General features: G+C 42.8%; 19 protein-coding genes. 14 read left to right on the top strand and 5 right to left on the bottom strand.

From position 1 onward, the window contains the following. Nucleotides 1-40: 40 nt before the first annotated feature. From KZA12_RS03430 to KZA12_RS03415, 4 genes are all read left to right on the top strand, one after another. Nucleotides 41-1,069 (top strand): DUF3616 domain-containing protein, encoded by a 1,029-nt coding sequence (locus KZA12_RS03430; protein WP_218689239.1) that lies wholly within the window; start codon nucleotides 41-43, stop codon nucleotides 1,067-1,069. Nucleotides 1,070-1,198: 129 nt separating this feature from the next. Further along, nucleotides 1,199-1,861 (top strand): fumarylacetoacetate hydrolase family protein, encoded by a 663-nt coding sequence (locus KZA12_RS03425; protein ID WP_218689238.1) that lies wholly within the window; start codon nucleotides 1,199-1,201, stop codon nucleotides 1,859-1,861. A gap of 242 nt (nucleotides 1,862-2,103) precedes the next feature. Beyond that, entirely contained in the window at nucleotides 2,104-3,582 is a 1,479-nt protein-coding gene (locus KZA12_RS03420) for a GPI inositol-deacylase (RefSeq protein WP_218689237.1), read from the top strand. 166 nt (nucleotides 3,583-3,748) lie between these two features. After that, a complete protein-coding gene (locus KZA12_RS03415) occupies nucleotides 3,749-4,981 on the top strand; it encodes a hypothetical protein (protein WP_218689236.1) in 1,233 nt (410 codons plus the stop codon). Between the two features lie 155 nt (nucleotides 4,982-5,136). Here the strand turns inward: KZA12_RS03415 and KZA12_RS03410 are convergent, their stop codons facing one another. Continuing rightward, entirely contained in the window at nucleotides 5,137-6,084 is a 948-nt protein-coding gene (locus KZA12_RS03410) for an Hsp33 family molecular chaperone HslO (protein ID WP_218689235.1), read from the bottom strand. Nucleotides 6,085-6,462: 378 nt separating this feature from the next. Between KZA12_RS03410 and KZA12_RS03405 the strand changes: the two genes are divergently transcribed. The 5 genes from KZA12_RS03405 (at nucleotide 6,463) to KZA12_RS03385 (ending at nucleotide 11,327) form a co-directional block, all read left to right on the top strand. Further along, on the top strand, nucleotides 6,463-7,446 hold the full coding sequence (locus KZA12_RS03405; RefSeq protein ID WP_218689234.1) for a glutamate/aspartate ABC transporter substrate-binding protein: 984 nt from the start codon (nucleotides 6,463-6,465) through the stop codon (nucleotides 7,444-7,446). Between the two features lie 99 nt (nucleotides 7,447-7,545). Next, nucleotides 7,546-8,292, top strand: a complete 747-nt coding sequence (locus KZA12_RS03400) for an amino acid ABC transporter permease (protein ID WP_201621809.1) — start codon at nucleotides 7,546-7,548, stop codon at nucleotides 8,290-8,292. Further along, the gene (locus tag KZA12_RS03395; RefSeq protein ID WP_201621810.1) at nucleotides 8,289-8,960 is read left to right on the top strand and encodes an ABC transporter permease subunit; all 672 of its coding nucleotides are present in this window, start codon (nucleotides 8,289-8,291) and stop codon (nucleotides 8,958-8,960) included. Before KZA12_RS03400 ends, KZA12_RS03395 begins: the two co-directional genes overlap by 4 nt. Nucleotides 8,961-9,168: 208 nt before the next feature. Next, nucleotides 9,169-9,900 (top strand): amino acid ABC transporter ATP-binding protein, encoded by a 732-nt coding sequence (locus KZA12_RS03390; protein ID WP_218689412.1) that lies wholly within the window; start codon nucleotides 9,169-9,171, stop codon nucleotides 9,898-9,900. Nucleotides 9,901-10,115: 215 nt separating this feature from the next. Continuing rightward, complete coding sequence (locus KZA12_RS03385) at nucleotides 10,116-11,327, top strand: FAD-dependent oxidoreductase (RefSeq protein WP_218689233.1); 1,212 nt, start codon at nucleotides 10,116-10,118, stop codon at nucleotides 11,325-11,327. A 143-nt stretch (nucleotides 11,328-11,470) separates the two neighbouring features. On the opposite strand, the gene KZA12_RS03380 is transcribed toward KZA12_RS03385, so the two are convergent. Both KZA12_RS03380 and KZA12_RS03375 read right to left on the bottom strand, forming a co-directional pair. Next, complete coding sequence (locus tag KZA12_RS03380; RefSeq protein ID WP_218689232.1) at nucleotides 11,471-12,205, bottom strand: pantothenate kinase; 735 nt, start codon at nucleotides 12,203-12,205, stop codon at nucleotides 11,471-11,473. Between the two features lie 176 nt (nucleotides 12,206-12,381). Next, entirely contained in the window at nucleotides 12,382-13,386 is a 1,005-nt protein-coding gene (locus KZA12_RS03375; RefSeq protein ID WP_218689231.1) for a biotin--[acetyl-CoA-carboxylase] ligase, read from the bottom strand. Between the two features lie 195 nt (nucleotides 13,387-13,581). On the opposite strand from KZA12_RS03375, the gene KZA12_RS03370 reads away from it, so the two are divergent. The 5 genes from KZA12_RS03370 (at nucleotide 13,582) to ligA (ending at nucleotide 22,578) form a co-directional block, all read left to right on the top strand. Beyond that, entirely contained in the window at nucleotides 13,582-14,385 is an 804-nt protein-coding gene (locus KZA12_RS03370) for a sulfite exporter TauE/SafE family protein (protein WP_201621955.1), read from the top strand. A gap of 80 nt (nucleotides 14,386-14,465) precedes the next feature. Further along, entirely contained in the window at nucleotides 14,466-14,714 is a 249-nt protein-coding gene (locus tag KZA12_RS03365) for a hypothetical protein (RefSeq protein ID WP_201621814.1), read from the top strand. Between the two features lie 227 nt (nucleotides 14,715-14,941). After that, a complete protein-coding gene (locus KZA12_RS03360) occupies nucleotides 14,942-18,820 on the top strand; it encodes an AAA family ATPase (protein ID WP_218689230.1) in 3,879 nt (1,292 codons plus the stop codon). A 372-nt stretch (nucleotides 18,821-19,192) separates the two neighbouring features. After that, nucleotides 19,193-20,233, top strand: coding sequence for a cell division protein ZipA C-terminal FtsZ-binding domain-containing protein (locus tag KZA12_RS03355; protein WP_218689229.1), 1,041 nt, complete (start codon nucleotides 19,193-19,195; stop codon nucleotides 20,231-20,233). Between the two features lie 215 nt (nucleotides 20,234-20,448). Then, nucleotides 20,449-22,578, top strand: a complete 2,130-nt coding sequence (gene ligA / locus KZA12_RS03350) for an NAD-dependent DNA ligase LigA (protein ID WP_218689228.1) — start codon at nucleotides 20,449-20,451, stop codon at nucleotides 22,576-22,578. Between the two features lie 479 nt (nucleotides 22,579-23,057). Here the strand turns inward: ligA and KZA12_RS03345 are convergent, their stop codons facing one another. Together KZA12_RS03345 and KZA12_RS03340 are read right to left on the bottom strand one after the other, a co-directional pair. Beyond that, on the bottom strand, nucleotides 23,058-23,357 hold the full coding sequence (locus KZA12_RS03345; protein ID WP_256932809.1) for a hypothetical protein: 300 nt from the start codon (nucleotides 23,355-23,357) through the stop codon (nucleotides 23,058-23,060). 78 nt (nucleotides 23,358-23,435) lie between these two features. Then, nucleotides 23,436-24,605, bottom strand: a complete 1,170-nt coding sequence (locus KZA12_RS03340) for a Fic family protein (protein ID WP_256932808.1) — start codon at nucleotides 24,603-24,605, stop codon at nucleotides 23,436-23,438. Nucleotides 24,606-24,740 lie beyond the last annotated feature (135 nt).

Here is a 24,740-nt window from a genome sequence, read left to right as displayed (position 1 = left end):
CTATACTGTTACACAGTTAACCCTCTCATGAGAAAGTATTATGAACATATTACCAAGTCGTATTTCCTCGAATCTTCGTTTAGGTCTATTAACTACAGCATTGGCTGCCACTGCAGCTGGCTCCTTACTGTTGTTCTATCCTACTGCCGAGGCGACGCCGAGTTTGAGCAAAGATGGCATGGGGATTTTTAATGATATTTACGAGCCCTCAGCAGTGTTCCAGCTTAATGATGGCAGAGTGCTATTGGTCGAAGATGAAGAACATCGAGCGATGAATATTTTGACTATATCATCTAATGGGGGCTTAGTTGAGAACAAAGCTGCCAACCTTAGATTGACTGAAGGGTTTGAGCGTAAGCTTGATGATTTAGAGGGCTTAACGGCTGACCATGAAGGCTTTGTTTATGCAACTACATCGCATTCATTGCGAAAAAATGGCGACCGTGATCCGAATCGCGAGCAGTTACTGCGTTTTCGAATTAAAGGTGACGATGTTGCTGACATTGCCAGTATTACTACCTTACGTGATGATTTGACTAAATCTAAGGAGCTAGCAGCAGCAATAAAAGCCGAAACTAACAAAGAGCCTGATTTTAATGAATTGAATATTGAAGGCTTAACTTATAATCATAAGGCTGATGATCTGATGCTTGGCTTGCGTGCGCCACTGGCAGGGAAGTTAGCTATTGTAGTGTCGATTGCTAATCCAAATGCGGTATTTGATGACCAAGCTGCGCCAATATTTGCTAAGCCTATCTTTCTTGACTTAGATGGTGGCGGTATTCGCTCATTACATTTTAGTACGGCTCTAAATAAGTATGTCATCGCTAACGAAGTACAAAATGAAAAAGGCAAAGACTACTCTAAGATATGGACTTGGAGCGGCAATCCTAAAGAGGCGCCTATCGCCATAGATTTACCTGAGCTGTCGGATATGAAGAACATCGAAGGGATCGACTCTGTCAAAGTGAATGGGGTAGCTAAACTACTATTTACCGCCGATGAAGGTGATGAGAAGAAAAATAAACCAGCAAAATATCGATTTATAGATGAAGCTAAGTTTAAATAGCTATTTATTGATTGCTAAACGTTATGCAGCAGTAAGAAAATAACTATGAAATAGTTATCTAAAAAGTAGCTGTAAAATAGTTATCGAAAAAGTAACCGTTAACCCTTAATTCTATAGTGAGCTCCTGTTATGAATTCTGCATCGTTAAAGCCTTTAGCCATTGGCAAAGTTGTCTGTGTTGGTCGTAATTATGTGGCTCATGCACGTGAATTGGGTAATGAAGTGCCTAGTACACCGCTATTATTTATGAAGCCGGCCTCTGGTATCGTGACTATTAGTAATACCGCTACTGCTAATAAAATTGTCCGGCCTGATACTAGCCGCTACGGCGAAACTCATTACGAGGCAGAATTATGTATTCAGTTAACGGCTGACTTGTGTGCTGCGACGGTTGAGCAAGCGCAGCAAGCGGTTGGTAATGTGACTTTAGGGCTGGATTTGACCTTACGTGATTTGCAAAGTAAATTAAAGGATAAAGGCCAGCCGTGGGAGCGTGCTAAATGCTTCGACGGGTCTTGTGTACTCGCAGACTGGATTGATGCGCGAGCGTTTGGCGACTTAACTGCAGTACATTATCAGCTGTATATCAATGATGAGCTCAAGCAAGACGGTGATAGCGCTTTGATGCTATTTTCAGTATATGAATTGCTGGCGGACATTAGCCACGCTTTTAGTCTGCAAGCCGGTGATGTCATTATGACGGGTACACCAAGTGGTGTTGGTATATTGCAGGCTGGTGATGAGCTAAAGCTGGTTTTAGCTGGGCATCAGTGGCAAGCGCAAGTACAATAAATTCTCTTCATAAGCAATTATCCGCATAAAATTCGTTGTATCGAATCCTAGGTTTTTGCCTAGGATTTTTTGTTATATGACTTATAGTTTATCGCCAAGCCAAATAGGCTGAGCTAGTGGCAAAAATTATCAATTGATTAGCCTATTAATGACAAAATTACTTAAGAGTCAAATCATCTTCTTTTGTTTAGTAAATTTAAAGGCTAAGATGATCCCATCTTTATCATAGAATACATAGAACTATGCCCAGTCCAGAGTCATTCGTGACCTTTTATGATCTCTCCAGCTCTGATATCAGTGCAAAACCTGATGTCGACACCGCTACTAATTTAAATACTGACAAATATCCCCCGAGCGATGTGTATGAGCAGTTAGCCGATCTTGACTACATTCATGTCGATCGACCAACGACAGAGGATAGAGACCCGCTAGGCCATCAGGGACCTACTTCTTTGAGTGATGTGTTCGAGGGATTAGCTCAGTTGGCTACTATGGGTGTAGTTGAAATCACTGATATTGTAGAAGCGATTCATCGGGAAGTTATCTTACGACCTATTGGTCGCTTTAATGAAGGTAACTTGAGCAAGTGGCAGCGTGGTATTACTGGCCGTATTTACGGTACCGTACGCTATATTACCTCAGTGGTTGGTAATAACTTGACTACCGGGTTATGGCTATACAACAACATGACTAAGCAAAAAAACATCCAACGGCTTCCTAGAAGTCTGAGACGGCTAGTTAATATCCTAAACGGGGTAATGGGGGATCATTTAGTCACTCACAAAAACCCTCTCGCTATTCCTATGGATCTGTATGATAGTAAGAATTATCTGCAGCGCGAAACCCTGTCAGGTCGAGTGATTATTCTCTGTCATGGACTGTGTATGAGTCATTTAAGTTGGAACGTTGCTCATAATAATAGTCTAGGTGAAGCGCTCATAGACAGTCAGCCCAACGCTACTATCTTATACCTTAACTATAATACTGGACGCCGTATCTCTAGTAATGGGCGCAGTTTCTCTAACATGCTACAGAATTTGGTCGATGATAATCCTGATATCTCACAAATTGATTTGATCGGGCATAGTATGGGCGGATTGGTTGCTCGTAGTGCGCTGTTTTATGGTAAAGAACAAGGTAATCACTGGGTACAGCGAGTGGGTAATCTAGTCACTTTGGGCTCACCGCATCATGGCGCAAGCTTAGAGCGCATTGGGGTTTTTGTGCAGGACATGATCGGTAAGCTACCTTTTGCTGGATCCTTAGCTAAGCTGGGCGATTTACGCAGTGCTGGTATTCTAGATTTACGCTATGGTAGCGTTCGTGATGCCGACTGGAATTCGTTACCCGGTCGCAGTGTGTTGCCGCAAGAGTTTCGTCATCCTGCACGCCTGCCTTTACACGTGCGCAGCTATTTCGTAGCAGGTACTTTAGTCGAGGGCCACTACGATTCTAAAGCTGCAAGCCTATTAGGTGATGGCTTAGTAACCGTAGAATCGGCCTTAGGTGAGGATGCTGGTGAACATACCTTGATCGTGCCAGAAGGTCACAAAGCTATCTTCTATGGAGTGAGCCATTATAATTTGATCTACAATCAACGCGTCCATGAGCAAGTCGCTATTTGGCTATTAGATAATGGTCAAAGCGATCTTAATCAGATGTATCAGGCGCTAAGAACTCGTATCTACTCTTATCCTAATGATTTAGATGTGGTGGTTTAGACAGAGTAGTGGTTTAGACAGAGTAGTGATTTAGATAAGGTATTAATTTAACTAGAGTAGTCTTTAACGTCTAGATTATTTTTAAAAAGTGCGGTGCTTAGCAGAAGATAAGTTAGCAAGCCACTTATTAGTTGATAAAGGATTTACCTACTAGGCAGAGGTAATTATGATAATTATTAATAGAGCAACCATTAATAAAATCAGCATTAACAAAGTAACTAGTAGAGCCATGATGATGGCGGCGCTATTGTTAGTACAGCTTGGCTGTCAAGCCCAGCAGGGTAGCAGTGCTGATGATCAACAAGCTATTAACGATAACCAAGCTATTAGTGATTCTAACCAAGCTATCAATGATCCTAAGCAAGCTGCCAGTATAAATACTAGTCGGCTAGGATCTTGGTCTGCTGAGCAATTCGACCAAGATAACAAGCCTTTGTCAGTGCTTTCTCTGGATATAAGGCAGTTAAGCACTACGCATATTGCTGGCAGCTACTGCTACGTCAGTAACTATGGTAGAAAAATAGATTGTGATAATGATTTTGTTGGTAACAGACAGCAGAATGATGAATACTTAATCAGTTTTAATAGCTCTTTTGATAATATGAAAGTAACTGCTAGCTTAAAATTCGACAATAATAGTTTAGTTTGGCAGTTATTAGACTATCCTAAAGAGATGACAGTGGCGCTGCCAAAAGATAGAGTTTTGACTAAGAATAGTGAGGTTGTGGCTACAGAATATACGGTCATAAACGAGCGAGCCTTTATCTATGAGAGTAAGTCAAAATCTGCTAAGACGGCTGCTTATTTTATAAAAGGTGACGCCATTAAGCCACTACGAGTTGAGGATAACTGGCTATACGTAAGCTATAAAAATAATACTAAATTGGGGTGGTTGTTAGTCGAGGATTTGACAGACAATCCCCGAAAAGTTGCAGCAACCAAAGCTAATCTTTCTTCCTCTGACTTTAAGTTAACTAAAGATGGTGTTGCTAATATTTTTATCAATCAGCCTTATGATGAGCAGTTATTTGTAGAAATCGCTGATAGTAGAAACCCCGAAGTAGATTATTGCTTCTTTGCCAAAGCCAAAAATCATCCTGAGAGCTTGTTAGATTTATATATTATCGATAATAAGGTAGCGGCTATTTATGTTGGTGACTCAGGCTTTAAATCTTATACAGGAATAAAAGTGGGCGATGCAGAGCAGAAGGTATATGCCAAACATGCCAATCAGAGTCCTGAGGTGTATCCAAATAGTTATACAGGTCAACCTGTCATTATCTATTGGAATGATGATGGCAGCAAAATAGGTACGCTGTACGAAATTGATCAAGGTAGAGTGCAGGATATAAGAGTAGGTTATGATGAGGAGTTAAAGGCAGCAGAGGGCTGTTCTTAGGAACACTAAACTGTTTAAACATTTCTCATAGCTAAAATCTTAAGCCAGCTTGTAGACTAGCGGTTTCTATAAGTTCTCAACGAAAAAACCCTCAAGCAGCAAACTTGAGGGTTTTTTATTAGCTAATAAAAAATTTTGAGAGCGATTAACTCATCCTATTCAACAAAGATACTAGCTACGTCATCTTTATCGAACCGATAAATCTCGCCACAAAAGCCACAGTCCATCTCAAATTGTCCGCCTTGTTCATCACAGATATCGAGCATTTCATCTTGACCGATTTGCAATATAGCTGTTTCACATTTTTCTCTAGAACAAGTACAGCCAAACGTTAGCGCTTTGGCTTCTGGTAATACTACCTCTTCTTCATTATACAAGCGATAAAGCAGTTCAGTAGCCGGTAATGAGGTTAACTCGGCAGGCTTAATAGTACGAGTTAGTACTGATAAACGTGGCCATAAATCGGTATCGACTTTTTCTTGTTCATCATCATCACGACGTGGCAACAGCTGTACTAAGATACCACCTGCTTGCAAGCCATCAGAAGCCAAGTTAATCAAAGTTGGAATCTGCGCTGATTGTTTTTGATAATGGGCTAGGCAGTCGGCTAAATTATCATGACTACGCTCGACGATACCTTGGTAAGATTCCCCTTTTTCAGGCTGAATATTAATAAATAATACCCCTTCGCCAGCCGCGCCAAGCTCTGCAAAAGCTTGGTTAGCAGTAGTCATAATATCCCAAGCGTGCAGTTGTTCATCACTATCCGCTTTCCAGCTGGCAAGACCACGGATAACACCGTTTTGATCACATTCTGCCATCGCCCAATTGAGCAAGCTGTCGCTGTCTGAAGATTGTAATTGAATGGATAAGCGCCCGTCAATTTTGACTGTGCTTATCAATAGGCTAGCTGCCGTGAGCATCTCGCCTAATAAGCGCTTAATGGCTTCAGGGTAGGGCTTTTGTGCAATAGTATTGGCGTAACTACGTGATAAACGTACTACATCGCCACGCACTGGTGAGTCTTGGATAAAAAAGCGTTGACGCACATCGTTATCAGTGCCAATAGCATCGGTTGTCGAAGTTTGCATATCTTGAGTCATAAGTCATTTATTGTATTGAGAAGTTGTGGTCTTTATGGGGATTATTGCTGATTTATCAACGATAACTACCCTTTGATCATCTAAAAAACAACCTTCATTAACGTTAAAATCTAATATAAGAGCACTAGTAAAAAATAGGGGCTAGCGTTTATAGGCTAGTTAAAAATAAAACCTTAGTAAGAGTCTGATGATGAATATAGCAAAGGCTCAAAAAATATTACTAACCCATGCAAAATTGTTGTACAGTAACATAAAGTTGCATTATGATAATTAACAGTAACAGCAGAGAGGTAATTGCTGAGCTGGATTTTTTTAATGGATGATTTTTTTGTTTTTAATGAATTTTAACTTTAATAATGTGATAAAAGGATGTATCTCATGACTTATTCAATTGCAAAACCTTTAACGGTTGCTGTTTTTATGGCGCTAGGGTTGGCTGGCTGTAACAACAGTAGCCAAACCGCTACTGAAGACAAACCTGTTGACGCTGCAGCAAAGACTGACGCTGCAGCAAATACTAATGGTACTCTTCAGAAAATCAAAGAGTCAGGCACTATCGTCGTTGGTTATCGCGATTCTTCTATTCCCTTTTCGTATATTGCCGATGACCCTAAGCAGCCGATGGGTTACGCCCACGATTTAGAAATGAAAATCGTTGAGGCCGTTAAAGAAAACCTCAATATGCCAGATTTGAAAGTTCGCTATAACCTGATTACTTCACAAACCCGTATTCCTTTAGTGCAAAACGGTACTGTTGATTTTGAGTGTGGTTCAACGACTAATAATGTCGAGCGTCAAGAGCAAGTGGCTTTCTCGAATGGCTTCTTTGAGATTGGTACTCGTCTATTGACTAAAGTTGATTCAGGTATCAAAGATTTTGCAGACTTAAAAGGTAAGAGACTAGTTACTACTGCTGGTACTACTTCAGAGCGTTATATCCGTCAGTATAATGATGAGAAAAAACTAGGTGCTGATATTATCTCAGCTAAAGATCATGGCGAAGGCTTCTTGATGTTAGAGAATGGTCGTGCTGATGCCTTTATGATGGATGATGTCCTACTAGCTGGCGAAAAAGCCAAAGCTAAAAACCCTGATGAGTGGGTAATTGTTGGTACGCCGCAATCATTTGAGATTTATGGTTGTATGATGCGTAAAGGCGATCCTGAATTCAAAACAGTAGTGAATGACGCGCTAAATAAAACCTTTAGCTCAGGCGAAATCACTAGCATCTATGACAAATGGTTCTTAAACCCAATTCCACCAAAGAACGTTAACCTTAAGTTTGAGATGTCAGATAACTTAAAGGCCCTTATCGCTAATCCGCATGACAGTGATCAGCCAAAAGCAGCTGTGGCACAATAACGAGTATTTCTCCCTCACTATAGCCAGTACTCAAGTTCGGTTTAGCCACAAGCTAAGCCTAGCTTGAGTATCCATTGTTCGCTGCTCGGAGAGATCACCATGAATTATAGCTGGAACTGGGGTGTGTTGTTTGAACATACCGGTATCGGTAATGAGCTGTACTTACATTGGATGATTACTGGTGTGGGTTGGCTATTGCTGATCGGTAGTATTGCTTGGGCCATTGCTATGGTCATCGGTACTATCTTCGGTATTATGCGCACTTTACCTAATAAGACGGCGCGTAGCATCGGTACTGCATATGTGACCTTTTTCCGTAATATACCTTTGCTTGTGCAGTTATTCTTTTGGTTTTATGTTGCCCCAGGTTGGCTAACCCCCTCACTGCAAGAGTGGTGGTTTAGAGACTTGTCACCGAATACCTCAGCCATGCTCTCAGCGAGTATTGGTTTAGGTCTATTTACCGCTGCACGTATCGTTGAACAAGTACGTACTGGTATTGAGTCGCTACCTGAAGGCCAAATAAATGCCGCTTACGCCTTAGGCTTTACTATTCCGCAAGCTTATAAAGAAGTGTTACTACCGCAAGCTTTTCGCGTCATCCTTCCACCGCTAAGCTCTGAGCTCACTAACTGCTTTAAGAATGCTTCAGTGGCCTCACTAGTGGGGGTAATGGAGCTGATCAGCCAAACCAAAACCATCAGTGAATATACCCAAAACAGCCTCGAAATCTATACTTACGCTACTATTATCTACTTAGTATTTAACTTATCGCTAATTGCTATCATGGGCTTAATTGAGCGCAAACTGCGCGTACCTGGGCTTATTGCAGGAGGTCAAAAATGAGTATGATGACCGAACTTGCCACAGCTTATCCCGGTTTAATGGGCGGTATGATTACCACCATGAAAGTGCTGTTTATGGCCATTATTGGCGGTATCAGTTTAGGGACCTTATTAGCTCTAATGCGTTTGTCGGGTATTAAAGCGCTGGAGATTCCTGCTAAGTTATACGTTAACTACTTTCGGTCGGTACCCTTACTCCTAGTTCTATTATGGTTCTATTTTGCCGTACCGATGATTTATTTTTGGATAGCGGGTAAGTATCTGCAACTAGATGCCGCCTTCGCTTCTTGTGTTGTCGCCTTTATGATGTTTGAGGCCGCTTACTTCTCTGAAGTAGTACGTGCCGGTATCCAGTCTATTGGTAGTGGGCAAGTTAATGCGGCCAAAGCCTTAGGTATGACTTATGGTCAGACTATGCGCTTAGTCATTCTGCCACAAGCCTTTCGTAAGATGCTGCCATTGATTTTGCAGCAATGTATTATTCTATTCCAAGATACCACTTTAGTATTTGCTATTGGGCTAACCGACTTCTTCCGAGCAGCTTATGTACGTGGCGAGTTAATGGGCTTATTAACCCCTTATATTCTGGGAGCAGGCGCCATCTACTTCATTATCAGTTTGGGAGCTTCTATCGGCGTCCAGCAAGTACAAAAACGTTTGAGGTTTTAGGAATAGATTTCAAATATAGGCTTCAAAGATAAGTTTTAGTAATGGACTGTAAGTTTTTAAGCCTAAATAACAATGTTAATGAGCGCTTATTAAGCTCAAGACCATTATCTATGAATGTATAAGTTGGGAGACAGTAATGAATGATGCTAAGACCTTCATAAATGAATTTGGCGGGCTAGTCACCGATAGTGGTCATGCTAGTAGCGAGATGGTCATAGAGATGGACAGTGTTAGCAAGTGGTATGGTGATTTCCAAGTGCTAACGGACTGCACTGCTCACGTTCATAAAGGCGATGTAGTAGTAGTCTGTGGCCCATCAGGCAGTGGTAAATCAACGCTTATTAAGACAGTCAATGGCTTGGAGCCTTTTCAAAAAGGCGAGATTATAGTCAACGATATCTCAGTCGGCGCCTCTAAAACTAACCTGCCTAAGCTTCGTAGTCGAGTGGGCATGGTGTTCCAACATTTTGAACTGTTTCCGCATCTAACCATTATCGACAATCTGACTGTAGCACAAGTCAAAGTATTAGGCCGTAAAGAGGCGGACGCCAAAAAGAAAGCCATGGCTTATTTAGATCGAGTAGGCTTGACAGTGCAAGCGGCAAAATACCCAGCGGAGCTATCGGGTGGCCAGCAGCAACGAGTAGCGATTGCTCGAGCTTTAGCGATGGATCCTATCGCTATGTTATTCGATGAGCCAACCTCGGCGCTAGATCCGGAGATGATTCAAGAAGTGCTCGATGTGATGGTGGAGTTGACTCGTGAGGGCATGACGATGATGTGTGTTACTCATGAAATGGGCTTCGCTAGCCAAGTCGCTAACCGTATTATCTTTATGGATGAAGGGCACATCGTTGAGAATTGTAGTAAAGATGAGTTCTTTGAAGGCGCAAAAAGTGAGCGTGCGCAAATGTTCTTATCTAAAATCCTCAACCATTAATTAAGTAACGACTAAGCCTAATAGCTCGCTCATTATTTATAACAAGCGTCTTTAATCAAGGCGCTTTTTTATGGACGCTGGTTTTTTTCGTAGGCTCAGCGTTTACTGCTACAATAGCTAGCATCTTTTATAACCTATATTCAGAACTCACATGCAGAAATCACATTCAAAGCTAACACTCGTAACGTACAATATATAATTTATTCGGAGCTAATATGAGCGTAGAAAATTCTAATAAACCGGCAGGTATTGTCATTATTGGTGCTGGTCTAGCTGGCTGGCATGTGATCGATGCAATTCGTAGTAAGGATAAACAGATTCCTATTACCCTTATCACTAGTGATAAGGGCGATCGCTATCATAAGCCTATGCTGACTATGGCTATTAGTCAGAAAAAGAGTGCAGCCGACTTAGTACGAGCAACAGGAGCTGAGGCAGCAATAGCGGCAGAGGTTACTTTGATGGCCAATACTGATGTCAGCGACATTGACGCAGTGAGCCAACAGTTACAGCTAGTATCTACTAATCGCTCAGATCCAGCCAATACAGCTTATGCCACTATCAGCTATGACAAGTTAGTGTTAGCCATGGGTGCGCATCCTATTTTCCCAAAAAGCTTACCGCAAGATTTGGTATGGCACGTCAATCATATTGAGCGCTTTGGGCAGCTGCAACAAAAGCTAGCAACTGGCAGTCAGCATGTCGCAATCGTTGGTGCGGGTATGGTCGGTACTGAAATCGCTGAGGACTTACTAAAAGCGGGTCATAAGATAACTTTGATTGACTTGAATGATGCGCCATTAGCCCAGATGCTACCGGCAAAAGCGACAGCACGTATTGCTAAAGCCGTCGAATCGCAAGGTATTCAATTCCTAGGGGGTTATCTAGTGACGAGTGTGACTCGCCACGATCAGCAGCTTGAAATTAGCTATAAGCCGTTAGCCTCAGAGGGTGATATCGAATCACCGCAATCGTCTACGCTTATCGTCGATCATGTGATTGCTAGTACTGGTCTAGTGGTAGACGATACTTTACCTGCTGCTGCTGGTATCGAATTCAACCCACGTACTGGTATTGTGGTTGATGCGCCAACCTTGCGTACTAATCAGGCTAATATTTATGCGATTGGTGACTGTATGTCTATCGATGGGGTGCCTTGTCGTTATGTCGCTCCGCTGCGCGCGCAAGCGACCACTATCGCTGATGATATCTTGGGAATCAGTCATGATGGTTATGATCATAAACCACCGATGATCCGCCTAAAAAATAAAGCCATTTCAGTGATGGTGACAGGTATACCTCGTAGCGATGGCAATTGGCAGATAACAACTGAAACCGATGATGAGCTAGTGATGGAACTGCTTAATGATAATAATGAAGTCAGCGCAGTGGCGACTATCAAAGCGCCTGCTCCTGCTAAGGCATAGGGGTTAATGGGCTAACTATAAAGCTATAAGCCAATTCTGTTTTAAAAGCCAACCCTATCGGTTATAAATTTTTATAAACGGTAGGGTTGGCTTTTTTAGTTGCTTAGTTGCTTAGTTGCTTAGTTGCTTAGTTGCTTAGTTGCTTAGTTGCTTAGTTGCTTACTGTTGTCAAAATATCGTGCCAAACCGTTTAATAATAAATCATCACGCATACGTACCGAACGGCTGAGGTGTTGGGCGATCATGCGAGCGTCACCGCCAGTCATAATGAGCTCAAAGTTCGGATGACGACGACTGATTTCATTAATAGCACCAACGATAGATAGTAGAATACCGCGATGTACGGCATCTTGGGTATTGACACCTTGAGCAATGCTATCAAAAGTACCGTTAGAGATAGTGATCTGCTTAGTCCCTGAAAACAGTGACTCACGTTGCAAGTAGATACTAGGGAAGATATAGCCGCCTAAGTGCTCGGCATGGTCAATCAAATCTATAGTTACTGCGGTACCGCACCCTATCACACATTGGCGTTTCTTTTTATCTACTGCCCCCAGCATCTGCAACCAACGGTCGCAACCCAGTTGATGAGGATTATAAACACTGTGCATTAGCGGATGCGCAGCATCAACATTGACAAAGGCAAAGGGGATGTTTAATCGACCCAAGGTTTCTGATACTTTGCCATTTAACTCGTCACCTAGTACCGATGAGATACCGATAAAGTCAGGAGCGTAATGCGCAAAACGGTCGGTCAGACCCATAAGCAATTCGGCTGGTGCTTGCAAGTGCTGCTTGGCATCATGTGAGACGATTTGTCCGATATCATCGGTCAGCCAATATTTAAGTCGGGTATTGCCTAGGTCAAGCCAGAGCATAAGTATCCTTTTATACGCTAAATCAATTTATGAGCAACTGCAGTAAAGCAATTTATAAGAATCGGTGAACAAGCAACTACTAAGCGCTTGCAGGGCTAGATTAACTTTGTGTTTGTATCAATAATCATGCCACTTTCGACACTTTTAGCAAATTAAATCTGATGGTCATATAGCGTTTAATACTTGCCAATAACGTCAATACGACCAGTAAAAAGCGCGGCAAGCTTACCGTTATCTTGACGTAATTGCAAACACCCTTGAGCATCAATGCCACAAGCAGTGCCGGTTATGATCTGAGATTGGCCATTATGGTTTTGAGTGACTTGTAAACGTAGCCCTGCTAAGGCATCCAGCGTATTAAATTGCTGCATAAAATCATTGGCAGCAGTAACTTCTACCGATAATTTTTCAATCATCACTGAGTGAAAACAGCTGATCGATGCTATTAAAGCATTAGTTATTTGCTGATAAAGGCTCGATAACTTAGGTAGAGGAGCTGCCCCTATTGGCTCCAGCTGCTGATAAATATCTTGCAAGCTTAAGGCCTGATAGCTCATACCTTCACAAGTTTGAGCAGTCAGCGTTGGTGTGGCTTGTACGTTCAGACCAACACCCATGACTACTCCAACTAGTTTGCTTGCGCACCATACTGGTTCGATTAAAATACCTGCAAGCTTATTAAAATAGATAATCTGCTGGTCAGTATTTTCACTTGTATGAGAGCTATTATTGGCATTGAGATCTGTTTGCTGGTTTATTTGATAGCCTATATTTCCCTCTGCTGGTTTATCTGACAAAGGCGAGGTCTTATAAAAGCCTAAATCATTAGCCCATTTTACCCCGATAGGGTTCAGGCCTTGGGCATTTAGTTGCTTATTTAACTCATCGATAACAGGCATTTTTGCTAACTCAACACCGATGATCAAGGACAACAAGCCACTGACCGGCATAGTCACTGGATGATACAGCGACAGATAAACATTACCTAGTGGCGACTGCCAAGAGCGGCCACGTTGTCCACGCCCAGCACTCTGGGTTTCAGCAGTGAGTAAGTGCAGCTCATCGGCAGCGAGACTAGTGTTCTTGATGGCGTCTATTAGTTCGCTATTGGTTGAAACACTACTGATAACATGGCGATGATTGAAGCTTAATAGGCTATTAGGACTATTGGTTAATGACATAAGTTTAGTCGATGTGGTTATTAAAATCTTTGTTATACTTAGGCGTGTTATCCGTTAATTCCTCAGCTTACAAATAAGGTAAGTGATGAGAAATCCTAACTGATGATTGCTAGTGTTGATGCTAATAGTCATAGTGCCACTGACATGCTAACTATTATGATATAAAAATAAGCTCGATAAAAGGTCAATTTGATGATGTTATACGTATGGTTTGTCATTGCAGGTGCATTCGCAGGAGTTTGTGCTGGATTGTTCGGGGTGGGTGGCGGCATGATTATTGTGCCAGCTTTAGTATGGATTTTTACGGCTTACCATTTTCCTGCTGAAGTCGTTACTCATTTGGCGATTGGTACTTCACTAGCGACTATTGTTATTACCTCAATTAGCTCTATGACCGCCCATAATAAACGTGGCGGCGTGCGCTGGGATATTTGGCGCAAGATGGGACTAGGTTTGGTAATTGGTAGCTTAATAGGAGCAGCAGTGGCAGAGTCGATTGATGGGCAAGCCTTAAAAGCCATCATTGGTGGCGGTGCCTTATTAGTAGCTATAAAAATGCTGTTCTTCTCTAATAAAGAACAATTGGGCAAACCTTTACCTTCGACTGGGGTGCAATTCGGTGCTGGTACAGGTATTGGCTTAGCGTCCTCTATTTTCGGTATTGGTGGTGGTAGCTTGACGGTGCCATTCTTAAACTGGGCAGGGCTGACTATGAAGCAGTCCGTAGGGACAGCTGCTGCTTGCGGTTTGCCGATCGCAATTGCGGGAGCATTAGGCTTTGCTTGGTTCGGTCAGAACGTAGAAAACTTACCAGAGGGTACTATCGGTTTCGTGCATATCAGCGGCTTCTTATGTATTTCGGTCATCAGTTTTATTATGGCCAAAGTAGGCGCAAAACTGGCTTATAAACTACCAGCGTTAATGCTAAAACGTGCTTTTGGTGTGTTGTTAGTGTTTGCAGGTGGTCAGTTATTGTTGAGTGGTCTTGGGATGATTTAGACTGGCATACTGTGAGCATGTTATAAGCTGAAATCTGAGTAGCAACGTGCTCTTAAGTAATTCTTACAAGGACAAAAATTATGCATAGAAATGACAAAAGATTTGTTATAGCATTAATTTTGACGACTTTTATTGCAGCTGCTCTCTATTTCTTCTTAGGCCTTGTCGCCCAAAGCTATGCAAAAAATATATCGGCAACTGATTTAAGCGAAATATCAAAATCCCCGTTTATAGTTATCGACTTATTAAAAGGGGGTGTTTGGCTGCTTTATACTGTTGCCATGCTGGTACTCATATTGAAATGGTGGGCTAAGCGAGTAAAGAGTTAATGAAGACCCTGTTACAAAGTAAAAATCTTATTACAGCTTTGATGGCGTCAGGTTTTATATTGCTTGATGTTCTGTTGAGCCAAGGGATTAGTTTGTAGAAACTGAAGTCTGCGCACAAAAGATTAATCTGCCTATATCAGATTATACTTAACGCCCTAAAACCCTAAAACCTACCGAGAATTTAAGGTAGAATAGCCGCCTGTTTTTGCTAAGTTTACTGACTCTTCATGCGTTTAAAATCTCTAAAACTAGCAGGGTTTAAATCCTTTGCTAACGCCACTACTTTTACTTTCCCGCGCGGCATCACTGCCATTGTCGGGCCAAACGGTTGTGGCAAATCGAACGTCATTGACGCTATTCGCTGGGTATTAGGCGAGACCTCCGCTAAGCAGCTACGTGGCGGCGCGATGAGCGATGTTATCTTTGCCGGTACACAAGACAAAGCTGCCAAAAGCATGGCTAGTGTCGAGCTTACCTTTGAGCATACTCAAGACGAGCATACTGGGATTCGCCATGAGTTTAACTTGTATCATGAGCTGTCTGTACGCCGGCAAGTGAACTTAGAAGGTCGTTCAGATTACTTTATAAACGGTACTCGTTGCCGTCGCCGTGATGTGGTCGATGTGTTTTTGGGCACTGGTCTTGGCGCTCGTAGTTATGCAGTGATCGAACAAGGTATGATTGGCCGAATTGTGGAGTCCAGCCCACTACAATTGCGTGAATTCATCGAAGAGGCAGCAGGAGTCTCACGCTACCAAGTACGCCGTGCAGAAACTCAAAAAAAGCTTTCGATGACCCAAGACAATCTAGCCCGTCTGTATGATATGCAAAGCGAATTAGTACGCCAACAAAAATCGCTAGCAAAACAAGCAACTAGTGCGCAGCGTTATGAAGAGCTGGCCATAGCCCTAGCTGACATAAAGCAGCAACTGGCCATCCAACAGTTATACCAAGCCAAACAAACCCAGCAGCAGCATAAGCTAACTCATGAAAATAGTGCTGCTAGCGTAGCGACACTCCAAGCTGATTATGAGCGTATCAAAGCCAAGCAAGATAAGCTTAGCACTCGTATTAATCAAGAACAATGGCTCAAAGATGAGGCACAAAGCGCCCATTATCAGCAGCAGTTGAGCTATCAGCAAGCCGAGCAGCAGCTTAATAACGCTCAAGCACAACTCCAGCAAATAGAGCAGCAGCTACTTAGTTTAGATAGCCAGCGCCAGCAAGCAATCGCTGAGAGTGAAACGTTACAGAGCCAACGAGATCAGCAGCAAGAAGCGTTAGCAGAGCTACGTCCGCAGCTGAGTAAGCTGACGGCTAAACGTGAGCGCTATAATCGTGATGAGCAGCCCTTAAAATGTGCTTTGTACGAGGCGCAAGATCAACAGTCACGGCTACAAGAGAGTGAGCGCAAGCTTGAGCAACAACAAGCATTGAATGCTCAGTCTCAGCAGCGCCAGCAGCTAAGCCAAGATAAATGCCGCCGCCGTCAGCAAAGTTGGCAGCTATTGTGGCAGCAGTTACAGCAGCCTGATACTGATAAAGGGACAATGCTATCAATAGCCACACTTAAAGAGCAGCTGCAACAGAACGCGCGGCAACAAGATAGCGTGGCAGAGCGACTGTCGGAGCTACAACCACAAGCTCGAACCTTGCAGCAGCAGTTAGCGGCACAGCAGGCTGAACTAATCAAGCAAGAAAAATCTCAAGCATCATTGGCTGGCGAGTACGATACCCTACATCAAATATTGCATCCTAAACCAGTCAAAAATCAGCAAAATTCGCTTAGCCAAAGTAGTGATGCAAAAGATAAAGCAGCAAGTGCACTGCACCAGCCCTCGAAGCTAGCCATAGCTACTTTACGTGAGCAAATTGAGTTAACTGCTGAAGGTCAGCAATACGCACAGCGACTCGATAGCTTGTTGGCGATGTGGCTAGATAGCCATGTGCTAGTGACCGCTCAAGCAGATCAGTCGCACCTAACAGCGCCTAATGACAGTACAGCATCCAAAGCCAATTTAGGACAAATGCTTGAGCCTTACTTAGCAGAACTACTTAGCTATCAGCAGCTCAATAGCCGCCAGCAGCTAAGTCATAGCTTGTGGCTGCCTACTAAGCAAACCCCTAAGCAAACGAATAAGCAGCAAAGCATATTTGATGAGCTAGCAACCGATCTCAGCGCCAAGATTTTACCTTTAGCTCAGTTGATAGCGCAGCCAGCTTTGGTGCTATGGCAGCAGTGTTATCTGTATCTCGCTGATTACAATGTTAACAGCGATAAAGCGAGTGCAGAGCTGGCGACTATTACGAAAGCATTACCGCCAACAGCACTAGTATTAACTACTGACGGTTGGATAATTAGTAGGTTAGGTAGTGTCAACCTCACTAAGGTTACAGCAGCACAAGACTCTAATGGCAGTGACCAAAACAATGAGCACAGTAACAGCCAGTTTTTGAGTCAACGTTTGCAGCAGCGTCAACGCTTACAGCAATTAGAGACGCTACTCGATGAATCCGATAGTCAAATTCTAACCCAGCAGCAGACGATCAAGCGCACCCAAGCTAATTACGATGCTTTGACGGTCAGTTTAGAAGAAACCCAGGCACAGGCTCAGCGCTTAACGCAAGATAACTATCGCCAACAGCAACAGTTGACTACCCAGCAAGCTGCCAATGCGCGCCAACAGGCGGAGGAGCAGCGCTTACAAGCTGACCAAGCATTACTGTTAGCCGAGCAGCAAGAATTAGCTCAAGAGCAAAAGGTATTAGATAGCGAAAAGCAGCAAATTGAGCATAGCTTGGTGGCACTAAGACCTAAATTAGAGGCAGCCCGAGCTAATAGTCAGCACTTACAGAATGAGCGTAACGAGTTAAACCGTAATCGCCAATTGGACGACAACGCTTGGCAGTCATTGCAGCTGACCGTACAAAAAGGTGAGATGCGTCTTGAGCATAGTACTGATAGTTTAGCGCGCGTCAATGCCGTATATGAGCAAGCCGTACAAAGCGAGCTGACCTTGCAAAAGCGCTTGCAAACTCATAACCAGCAACTACCTAACTTACAAGCAAAACTGCAAGCGGCGCAAACGACCCGTGATGAGCAGCAAGCATTATTGGCAGAACGTGAGACGGCATTAACGGCACTAAAACAAGACTATAGCCAACAGCAAATCGAATTAGATAAGTCGCAAACTCAATTGCAGACTCAGCAAAGCAAATTAGCTAGCCAAGCAACTGAACTGGCGCTGAGCGAGGCCCATTTGCAAGATAGTATTGAGCAGACTCAGGATGCTTTAGATAATTACTATCAAATTATTAATAAAAACAATCCACATAATTCGCCATCGACTGTCAGTGTCTCCAGTTTATTGACTGACTTTATTACCCACGAGCGCCGAGTTCGCCCAGATAAAATTACTGAATTACAAGCTGAGTCCACTAAGCTTACCCAGCAATTGAGTAGGATTGGCCCTGTTAATTTAGCAGCTATTGCTGAATTGGCACAAGTTAATGAGCGCTTAGCACCCTTGAACCAGCAGACCGAAGATATTGCCGCTAGCATGCAGACTTTGACGGAGGCGATTGCCTCTATTGATGAGACTACTAAGACCCTGTTTATGCAGACTCTCGATAGTGTTAATAGTGAATTGGCTAAGCTATTTGCCAAAGTATTCGGCGGTGGTCAAGCCAGTTTGACGCTGAATTTGGAAGATATGCCAGCGGATACGGCGAAGTCGGAACAATGGCGAGCGGGGCTGACTTTAATGGCGCAGCCTAAAGGCAAGCGCAACAGTCGCTTGGCGGTATTATCCGGTGGCGAAAAGACCTTAACGGCTCTGAGTTTGATTTTTGCTATATTTAAGCAGCATCCAGCACCGTTTTGTGTGCTTGATGAAGTCGATGCTCCGCTTGATGATGCTAATGTAGGTCGATTCACTAGTCTAATTCATGAGCTTGCCGATGACTTACAGTTTATATTTATTAGCCATAACAAGCTGACTATGCAAATCGCTGATGAGCTTAAAGGGGTCACTATGCCGAGCGCTGGAATCTCGACACTAGTAAGCGTTTCATTGGATGAAGCTGAGCAATATGTGGATCTTTAGCCAGGCTTAGCTCAATATTTATCACTAAAAAAACATTAATAGTTAGGTTTTGGTGTTTGATTTTGCAACTAAAGCTACCGGATAATGCTCTCACTATAAGGGTTACCAGCTATTAGTAACTAAATGCTAGTTAGTAAATTAGTAACTGAGTTAGGAGCTGAGCTAGTAAGTAGGGTAGTATTAACCGCTTTTAAATTAGCAAAAATAAGTCTATTGCCTAGCAAGTAGTAAACTCTACTACCTAGAGTCAGCAAGCAGCGCAAGCTAAGGGCTGTACAAAGTGGTGACGGCATGGGATAGCCATGCTAAACTATTCCAATTTATACTTTGCAGTTTATTTTCATTTGTTATTGTTATTAGGATGTGTCTCTCATGACCGCTATTCAGTTTGTATTAATTGCCATTGCTGCATTTATCGTCTTTGCAGGGCTGTTTATGGTCATTCGTAGCTTTAAGCGTCGTCAAAACGCTGAAACTGCTGTCGTCGAGTACGATAAAAATGGCATTCCGATCATTCCTCGTCATGAGCGTAATGTAATCGATCAGCCAGACCTAGAAGATACCTTCGCTGGTGAAACCATTATTGGCCCTAACCGTGACTATCTAAATGCTGTTATTGTAGATGAGCCTTCGTCATCTGTTCATAGTACTGTGCTTTCTACGTCATATGATACTGTCAAAGACAATACTCATAACGAAGACAGTATTGATGCCGCTGACTATGCCCGCTGGCAGGCTGAGCAACAACTTGTTGATGATCCTGAGTTTGCGCATTTCTCTAATGAGCTAAGTAATGAGGAGAGTGAGTATCAGTCAACTTACAGTGCCCAAGAGCCTGATGCCTTCTCTAGCTTAATGTCAGCGACGGATAGCTTAATGCCTACTATTGATACAGCAGAAGAGCCAAATTTCACTGATAATAGTCCTATTCTTGATCAGCATTTGCTGTCGCCAGTCGATCAAGCACAGAACGGTCCGCTCATTAATGCTAAAGATAATATTAATATTACTATCTTGCCGCACCAATATCGTGATCGCGCGCCTTCGATAGTTCGTGGCCGTGACTTGTTAACCCTTATTGATAAGTATGGCTTACGTTTTGGGGCGATGAATATGTTCCATCGCTATGAGCAAAAAGACGGTACTGGTATGCTGTGGTTTAGCATGATGGGTATTACTGATGATGGCATTGCGCCTTTTGATCCGCACAGTGTCGCAACTAATACTTATAACGGCGTAGTAGTGTTCTTATCGCTACCGCATCCGCAAGCCTTGCGTAGTTTTGATAGTATGATGAGCATTGCCTATATGATGGCCAATGATTTGGATGCTATGATTCTTGATGAGAATAATCAGCAAATCACTACTGAATATAAGCAACAACTGCGTAATCAAGTACGTGATTACGTGTAGTCGCCCTTTATCTCTAAAAGCGGGTCATTAAAAGTTATCAAAAGCCTGCTCCGCTAAATCTTGAAATAGTCAATAAAGGGCAAATAGCCTAACTTTTCATAGCAAGTCTGATGATAAAAGTTATGTTATTTGCCCTTATCAATGCTTAATCAATGCTCACAAAAACAGCCAAACTTGTTATTATATCGGTATCTTGAACAGCGAAGACACCGACTATGACTGACTCTATCCGACCGACTTCTTCTCCAGCAATTCCTGCGCAAATCACTACTTCACAAAACAGCCAAAATACTGTTAATAGTGACCTTGCTACTCATCCTGCAAATGATGATGTGATAATTGCTAAGATGCGCACACTTATTAAGGCGCTGCAAACCCATAATAATGCTTACTACGTACTCGATAATCCTGTTTTAGAAGATAGCGAATACGATCAATTACGCTTGTCTCTGATTGAGATTGAAGAAGCCTATCCTGATTTGGTGCAACCAGACAGCCCCATCAATCAAGTTGGTGATATTCCCCTATCAGCTTTCACTCAAGTGACTCATGATATACCAATGCTATCGCTAGGTAATGTCTTTGAGTACGATGATTTGCGTGAATTTATGCGCCGAGTCAATGATCGTCTCAGTGATGCACAACAGAACCCTGAATATGAAATAGAGCTCAAGCTGGATGGTCTAGCGGTCTCATTAAAATACGTTTATGGACAGTTTGTGCAGGCGGTCACTCGTGGTGATGGGCAGACTGGCGAGGATATTACTCAAAACGCTAAGACCATTCGTAACTTACCTTTATGGTTAGCCGATGCTGCTAATATTGAGTTATTAGAAGTACGGGGCGAAGTGTTAATGCCGAAAGCTGGCTTTGAGCGTCTCAATCGTTTGGCGCAACAGAAGGAAGAAAAAGTCTTTGCCAATCCTCGTAATGCCGCTGCTGGTAGTTTACGCCAGCTCGACCCCGCTATAGCTGCCAGTCGTCCATTGGCATTTTATGGCTATTCGGTCAATCAAGGCTTGCCAGATACAATTGAAACCCAGTCAGCAGCACTAGCATGGATCAAAGCGCTCGGTTTTACAGTCAGTGCCGTTGAAGTAGTGGCTGATCCCCGCGCAGCACAAGCTTACTATGAGTCTATCATTGAGACTCGAGCTGACTTGCCGTTTGAGATTGATGGGACGGTAATCAAAGTTAATAGCTTAGCACTACAGCAACAGCTTGGCTTTTTATCACGTGAACCACGTTGGGCTACTGCCTATAAGTTCCCGGCCGAAACGGTGATGACTCGTTTGCAGTCCATCGACTGGCAAGTGGGACGCACCGGTCAAATTACCCCCGTCGGTAAGTTAGAGCCAGTCAAAGTTGGCGGCGTCACGGTCAGCAATGTTACTTTACATAATTTCGGTGAGATTCAGCGCCTCGATGTGCGTGCTGGTGATATGGTCAGCGTCCATCGTGCTGGTGATGTTATCCCTAAAGTTACTCGAGTTTGGCATGAGCAACGCCCAGCAGATAGCGAGCCAGTACTGCTACCATCTACTTGTCCGGTATGCGATTCGCCAGTAGTGCTACCCGAAGGTGAAGCATTAGCACGCTGTACGGGTGGTCTCTTCTGTCCGGCGCAACAGCAAGAAGCCTTGATTCATTTCGTCTCACGTCGGGCAATGGATATCGATGGTTTAGGCGAGCGTTGGCTGATTAGTTTCTTTGAGCATGGACTAGTCAAGACTGTCGCTGATATCTATCAGTTGCATCAGCATCAAGAGCAGATGATTACTTTTGAGAAGATGGGTGAAAAGTCAGTACAGAATATCATTGCCGCCATTGAGGCCAGCAAACATACGACGCTAGCTCGCTTTATCTATGCGCTCGGTATTCGTGGGGTAGGCGAAGGCACTGCCCAGAGCTTTGCCCAGCAATTTGGCGATCTTGATAGCTTGATGGCTGCTGATATCGAGACCCTTATCCAAACCCCTGATGTTGGTACTATAACTGCTGAGCTGGCGTATAAATTTTTCCGTGCCCCGCATAATATCGAGGTCATTAATGCCTTGCTGGCAGCTGGTATATATTGGGATAAAGTGGAACACAAAGCATCTAGCGATTTACCACTCGATGGTCAGACGTGGGTGATTACAGGGGCACTAGCAAGCATGGCTCGTGATGAGGCGAAGGCTAAGCTACAAGCGCTAGGCGCAAAAGTATCGGGTAGTATCTCTGCGAAAACTACGGCATTGTTAGCAGGTGAAAAGACGGGTTCAAAGATGGCCAAAGCGGAGAAGTTAGGAGTTAAGGTGGTTGGTGAGGATGAGTTTTTGGCGTTGGTTGGGGAGAACCGTTAAAACAAAGCAATGCTTTGTTAGGTTGGCAAAAGAAAATTCCTTAAAGAGGATTTTCTAAACAAATTTTCTTTAATAGCACGCTCGTCCCTAACACGAGATCAAAAGACCAACATAAAAAAGCATGGCCTCAGCATCGCGTTCTTTAAAGGTTGGTAAATATGCGGCTCATAGGTCATGTTATTTCAATGATTCGCCTCGGCGCTCGTCCCTCGCGCAAGAGCTAAAATCTCAAATATAGATAAGTTAGTGTAGGGTGCGCCCAGCGCACCATGAATATAAAACACTCTATTTTGTTAATAAAATCTCTTGAAAAATCTAGGAAATTAGTAGTTTAACGCTACACATAGATATCGTTTATATGTAAAGTAAGATGTTGCATAAGGAACAGCTTTTAATATTCTAGCTACGTGGTGCGCACAGCGCACCCTACAATTCACCTGCCTATATCAAACTTCTATTCTATACCTCATTTTTGTATTCTAAGACCCCGCATGCGGATCACTCTCAATTTTGATACCATCAGGCTTAATCTCAATTGGCAATACTAGACCTTTAGCGAAGTCTTCTTCAAAGACATAATCATAGCGACTGGCAGCGATATCAGCAGTGGTATGGACGACTAGCTTAGCATCTTTGCCATCAGTCATTTCATGTGACGTGTAGCTATTACCAAGCTGATCCAGTACCTTTGATAGCGCCTCGTTGCTCGCCGTACTGATCGTCAGATTATGCTGCGCCGTTGCTTTATCTACCTTAAAGTAATCCGCATAATTTTGCACATTTTGGCTATCCAGGGCAAAAGGGAATTTATAGCTAGCAAGATCAGCAGGTTCCTCTTCAAATCTCAATAAATAACTTCAAACCCTCACCAACTCCATCAATGGCTCAAACGAGTAAAGTGCAGGTCGTCTACCAGAGGATTCTTCAATTTGACTGATAATGCCTTCATCCAATAAGAGTCTCGTAAATCTTGAAGCGGTTGCCGCAGGAATACCGCTCTGGTTAGTAAACTTATTGTTACGAAATACAGGGTTAGTAAACATAAAGTCTAGAGCAATAACACTCCATTTTGAGGATAATATATCAGCGAAACGTTGTTTCATATCTTCATACAAAGCCTGAATATCTTCAGCGATTTTCAGATTTCTAATCGATTGCTTTTCCACGGCTTCTAGGAAGAAAGCACACCAATTATCCCAGTTATTATATTGTGAGACTTCCCTCATCATATCTATGTATCTGTTTTTGTTCTCTTCAAAGTAACCACTGATATAAAAATACGGAGCAGAAATAGTACCCGCTTGCCATAACATTAAAGTAATTAGCATACGACCTATGCGTCCATTGCCGTCTTTAAAAGGATGTAAAGCTTCAAACTCTACATGAGTAAACGCAGCCTTTATTAAAGAAGGGTCCTGACTAGATTCTATATATTCAAAAAGGTTTTCCAGACCGTCGGTTAACCTCTCAGGCGTAATTGGCACAAATAATATGGTTCGCTTATAACGATCCGCTAAATAGTTCTGCTCAGTTTTAAACTCGCCTGGAGATTTAGTTGCGCCACGTCCAAAAGACAATAGACGTTGATGAATAGTTTTAAGCATAGATTGGGACATAGGATAGCCATCTATCAGCGCTTCTTGTGCAGCTTTCAAAGCTCTTTGATAAAGAATAGTCTCTACAACTTCAGACCTTACGCTAGAGGTGATAGTGCTATCATTCTCATAGTCTGCTTCAAACTTTAAAATCTCATCCATTGTACTAACGGTTCCCTCCATTCTAGAAGAGATAACCGCTTCTTGATTCCGTAGGGGTGCCAGCAGTATTTCACTATTATGCATGTTCTTGAGCATTTGATCATAGCGGGCAATAGCATCAGTAGCTTTGATTAGTTCATTGACAAACTCGCCATAATTAAGGTTTGTAGGCGGAAACTTGTCATAATGATAGGTAACAGCGTCAGTCAAATCTAAAGGCATAATAGTGGCCAATTTAAGTAATAGATTGTTTGGTTGTTTAAGTTTCAAAACTTTATCAATGTGAGCGTCTACATCACTTGCTATAAATATAGTTATAACAAAATATTTTGACTCTCACATTCTATCTAATCTGATAGACAAGCTGTATAGGGGTTAATATACATACCTTAAATGTTTTTGTCT

The organism is Psychrobacter sp. BF1 (assembly GCF_019279065.1).
GTDB classification, from domain to species: domain Bacteria; phylum Pseudomonadota; class Gammaproteobacteria; order Pseudomonadales; family Moraxellaceae; genus Psychrobacter; species Psychrobacter urativorans.
Note: the sequence above shows the minus strand (reverse complement) of the source record. Positions and strands in the feature narration are given on the sequence as shown.

Excerpts from the sequence above, each read along its gene's own strand:
- KZA12_RS03430 (WP_218689239.1), top strand. The coding sequence starts at position 41 with ATGAACATATTACCAAGTCGTATTTCCTCGAATCTTCGTTTAGGTCTA.
- KZA12_RS03425 (WP_218689238.1), top strand. The coding sequence starts at position 1,199 with ATGAATTCTGCATCGTTAAAGCCTTTAGCCATTGGCAAAGTTGTCTGT.
- KZA12_RS03420 (WP_218689237.1), top strand. The coding sequence starts at position 2,104 with ATGCCCAGTCCAGAGTCATTCGTGACCTTTTATGATCTCTCCAGCTCT.
- KZA12_RS03415 (WP_218689236.1), top strand. The coding sequence starts at position 3,749 with ATGATAATTATTAATAGAGCAACCATTAATAAAATCAGCATTAACAAA.
- KZA12_RS03410 (WP_218689235.1), bottom strand. The coding sequence starts at position 6,084 with ATGACTCAAGATATGCAAACTTCGACAACCGATGCTATTGGCACTGAT.
- KZA12_RS03405 (WP_218689234.1), top strand. The coding sequence starts at position 6,463 with ATGACTTATTCAATTGCAAAACCTTTAACGGTTGCTGTTTTTATGGCG.
- KZA12_RS03400 (WP_201621809.1), top strand. The coding sequence starts at position 7,546 with ATGAATTATAGCTGGAACTGGGGTGTGTTGTTTGAACATACCGGTATC.
- KZA12_RS03395 (WP_201621810.1), top strand. The coding sequence starts at position 8,289 with ATGAGTATGATGACCGAACTTGCCACAGCTTATCCCGGTTTAATGGGC.
- KZA12_RS03390 (WP_218689412.1), top strand. The coding sequence starts at position 9,169 with ATGGTCATAGAGATGGACAGTGTTAGCAAGTGGTATGGTGATTTCCAA.
- KZA12_RS03385 (WP_218689233.1), top strand. The coding sequence starts at position 10,116 with ATGAGCGTAGAAAATTCTAATAAACCGGCAGGTATTGTCATTATTGGT.
- KZA12_RS03380 (WP_218689232.1), bottom strand. The coding sequence starts at position 12,205 with ATGCTCTGGCTTGACCTAGGCAATACCCGACTTAAATATTGGCTGACC.
- KZA12_RS03375 (WP_218689231.1), bottom strand. The coding sequence starts at position 13,386 with ATGTCATTAACCAATAGTCCTAATAGCCTATTAAGCTTCAATCATCGC.
- KZA12_RS03370 (WP_201621955.1), top strand. The coding sequence starts at position 13,582 with ATGTTATACGTATGGTTTGTCATTGCAGGTGCATTCGCAGGAGTTTGT.
- KZA12_RS03365 (WP_201621814.1), top strand. The coding sequence starts at position 14,466 with ATGCATAGAAATGACAAAAGATTTGTTATAGCATTAATTTTGACGACT.
- KZA12_RS03360 (WP_218689230.1), top strand. The coding sequence starts at position 14,942 with ATGCGTTTAAAATCTCTAAAACTAGCAGGGTTTAAATCCTTTGCTAAC.
- KZA12_RS03355 (WP_218689229.1), top strand. The coding sequence starts at position 19,193 with ATGACCGCTATTCAGTTTGTATTAATTGCCATTGCTGCATTTATCGTC.
- ligA (WP_218689228.1), top strand. The coding sequence starts at position 20,449 with ATGACTGACTCTATCCGACCGACTTCTTCTCCAGCAATTCCTGCGCAA.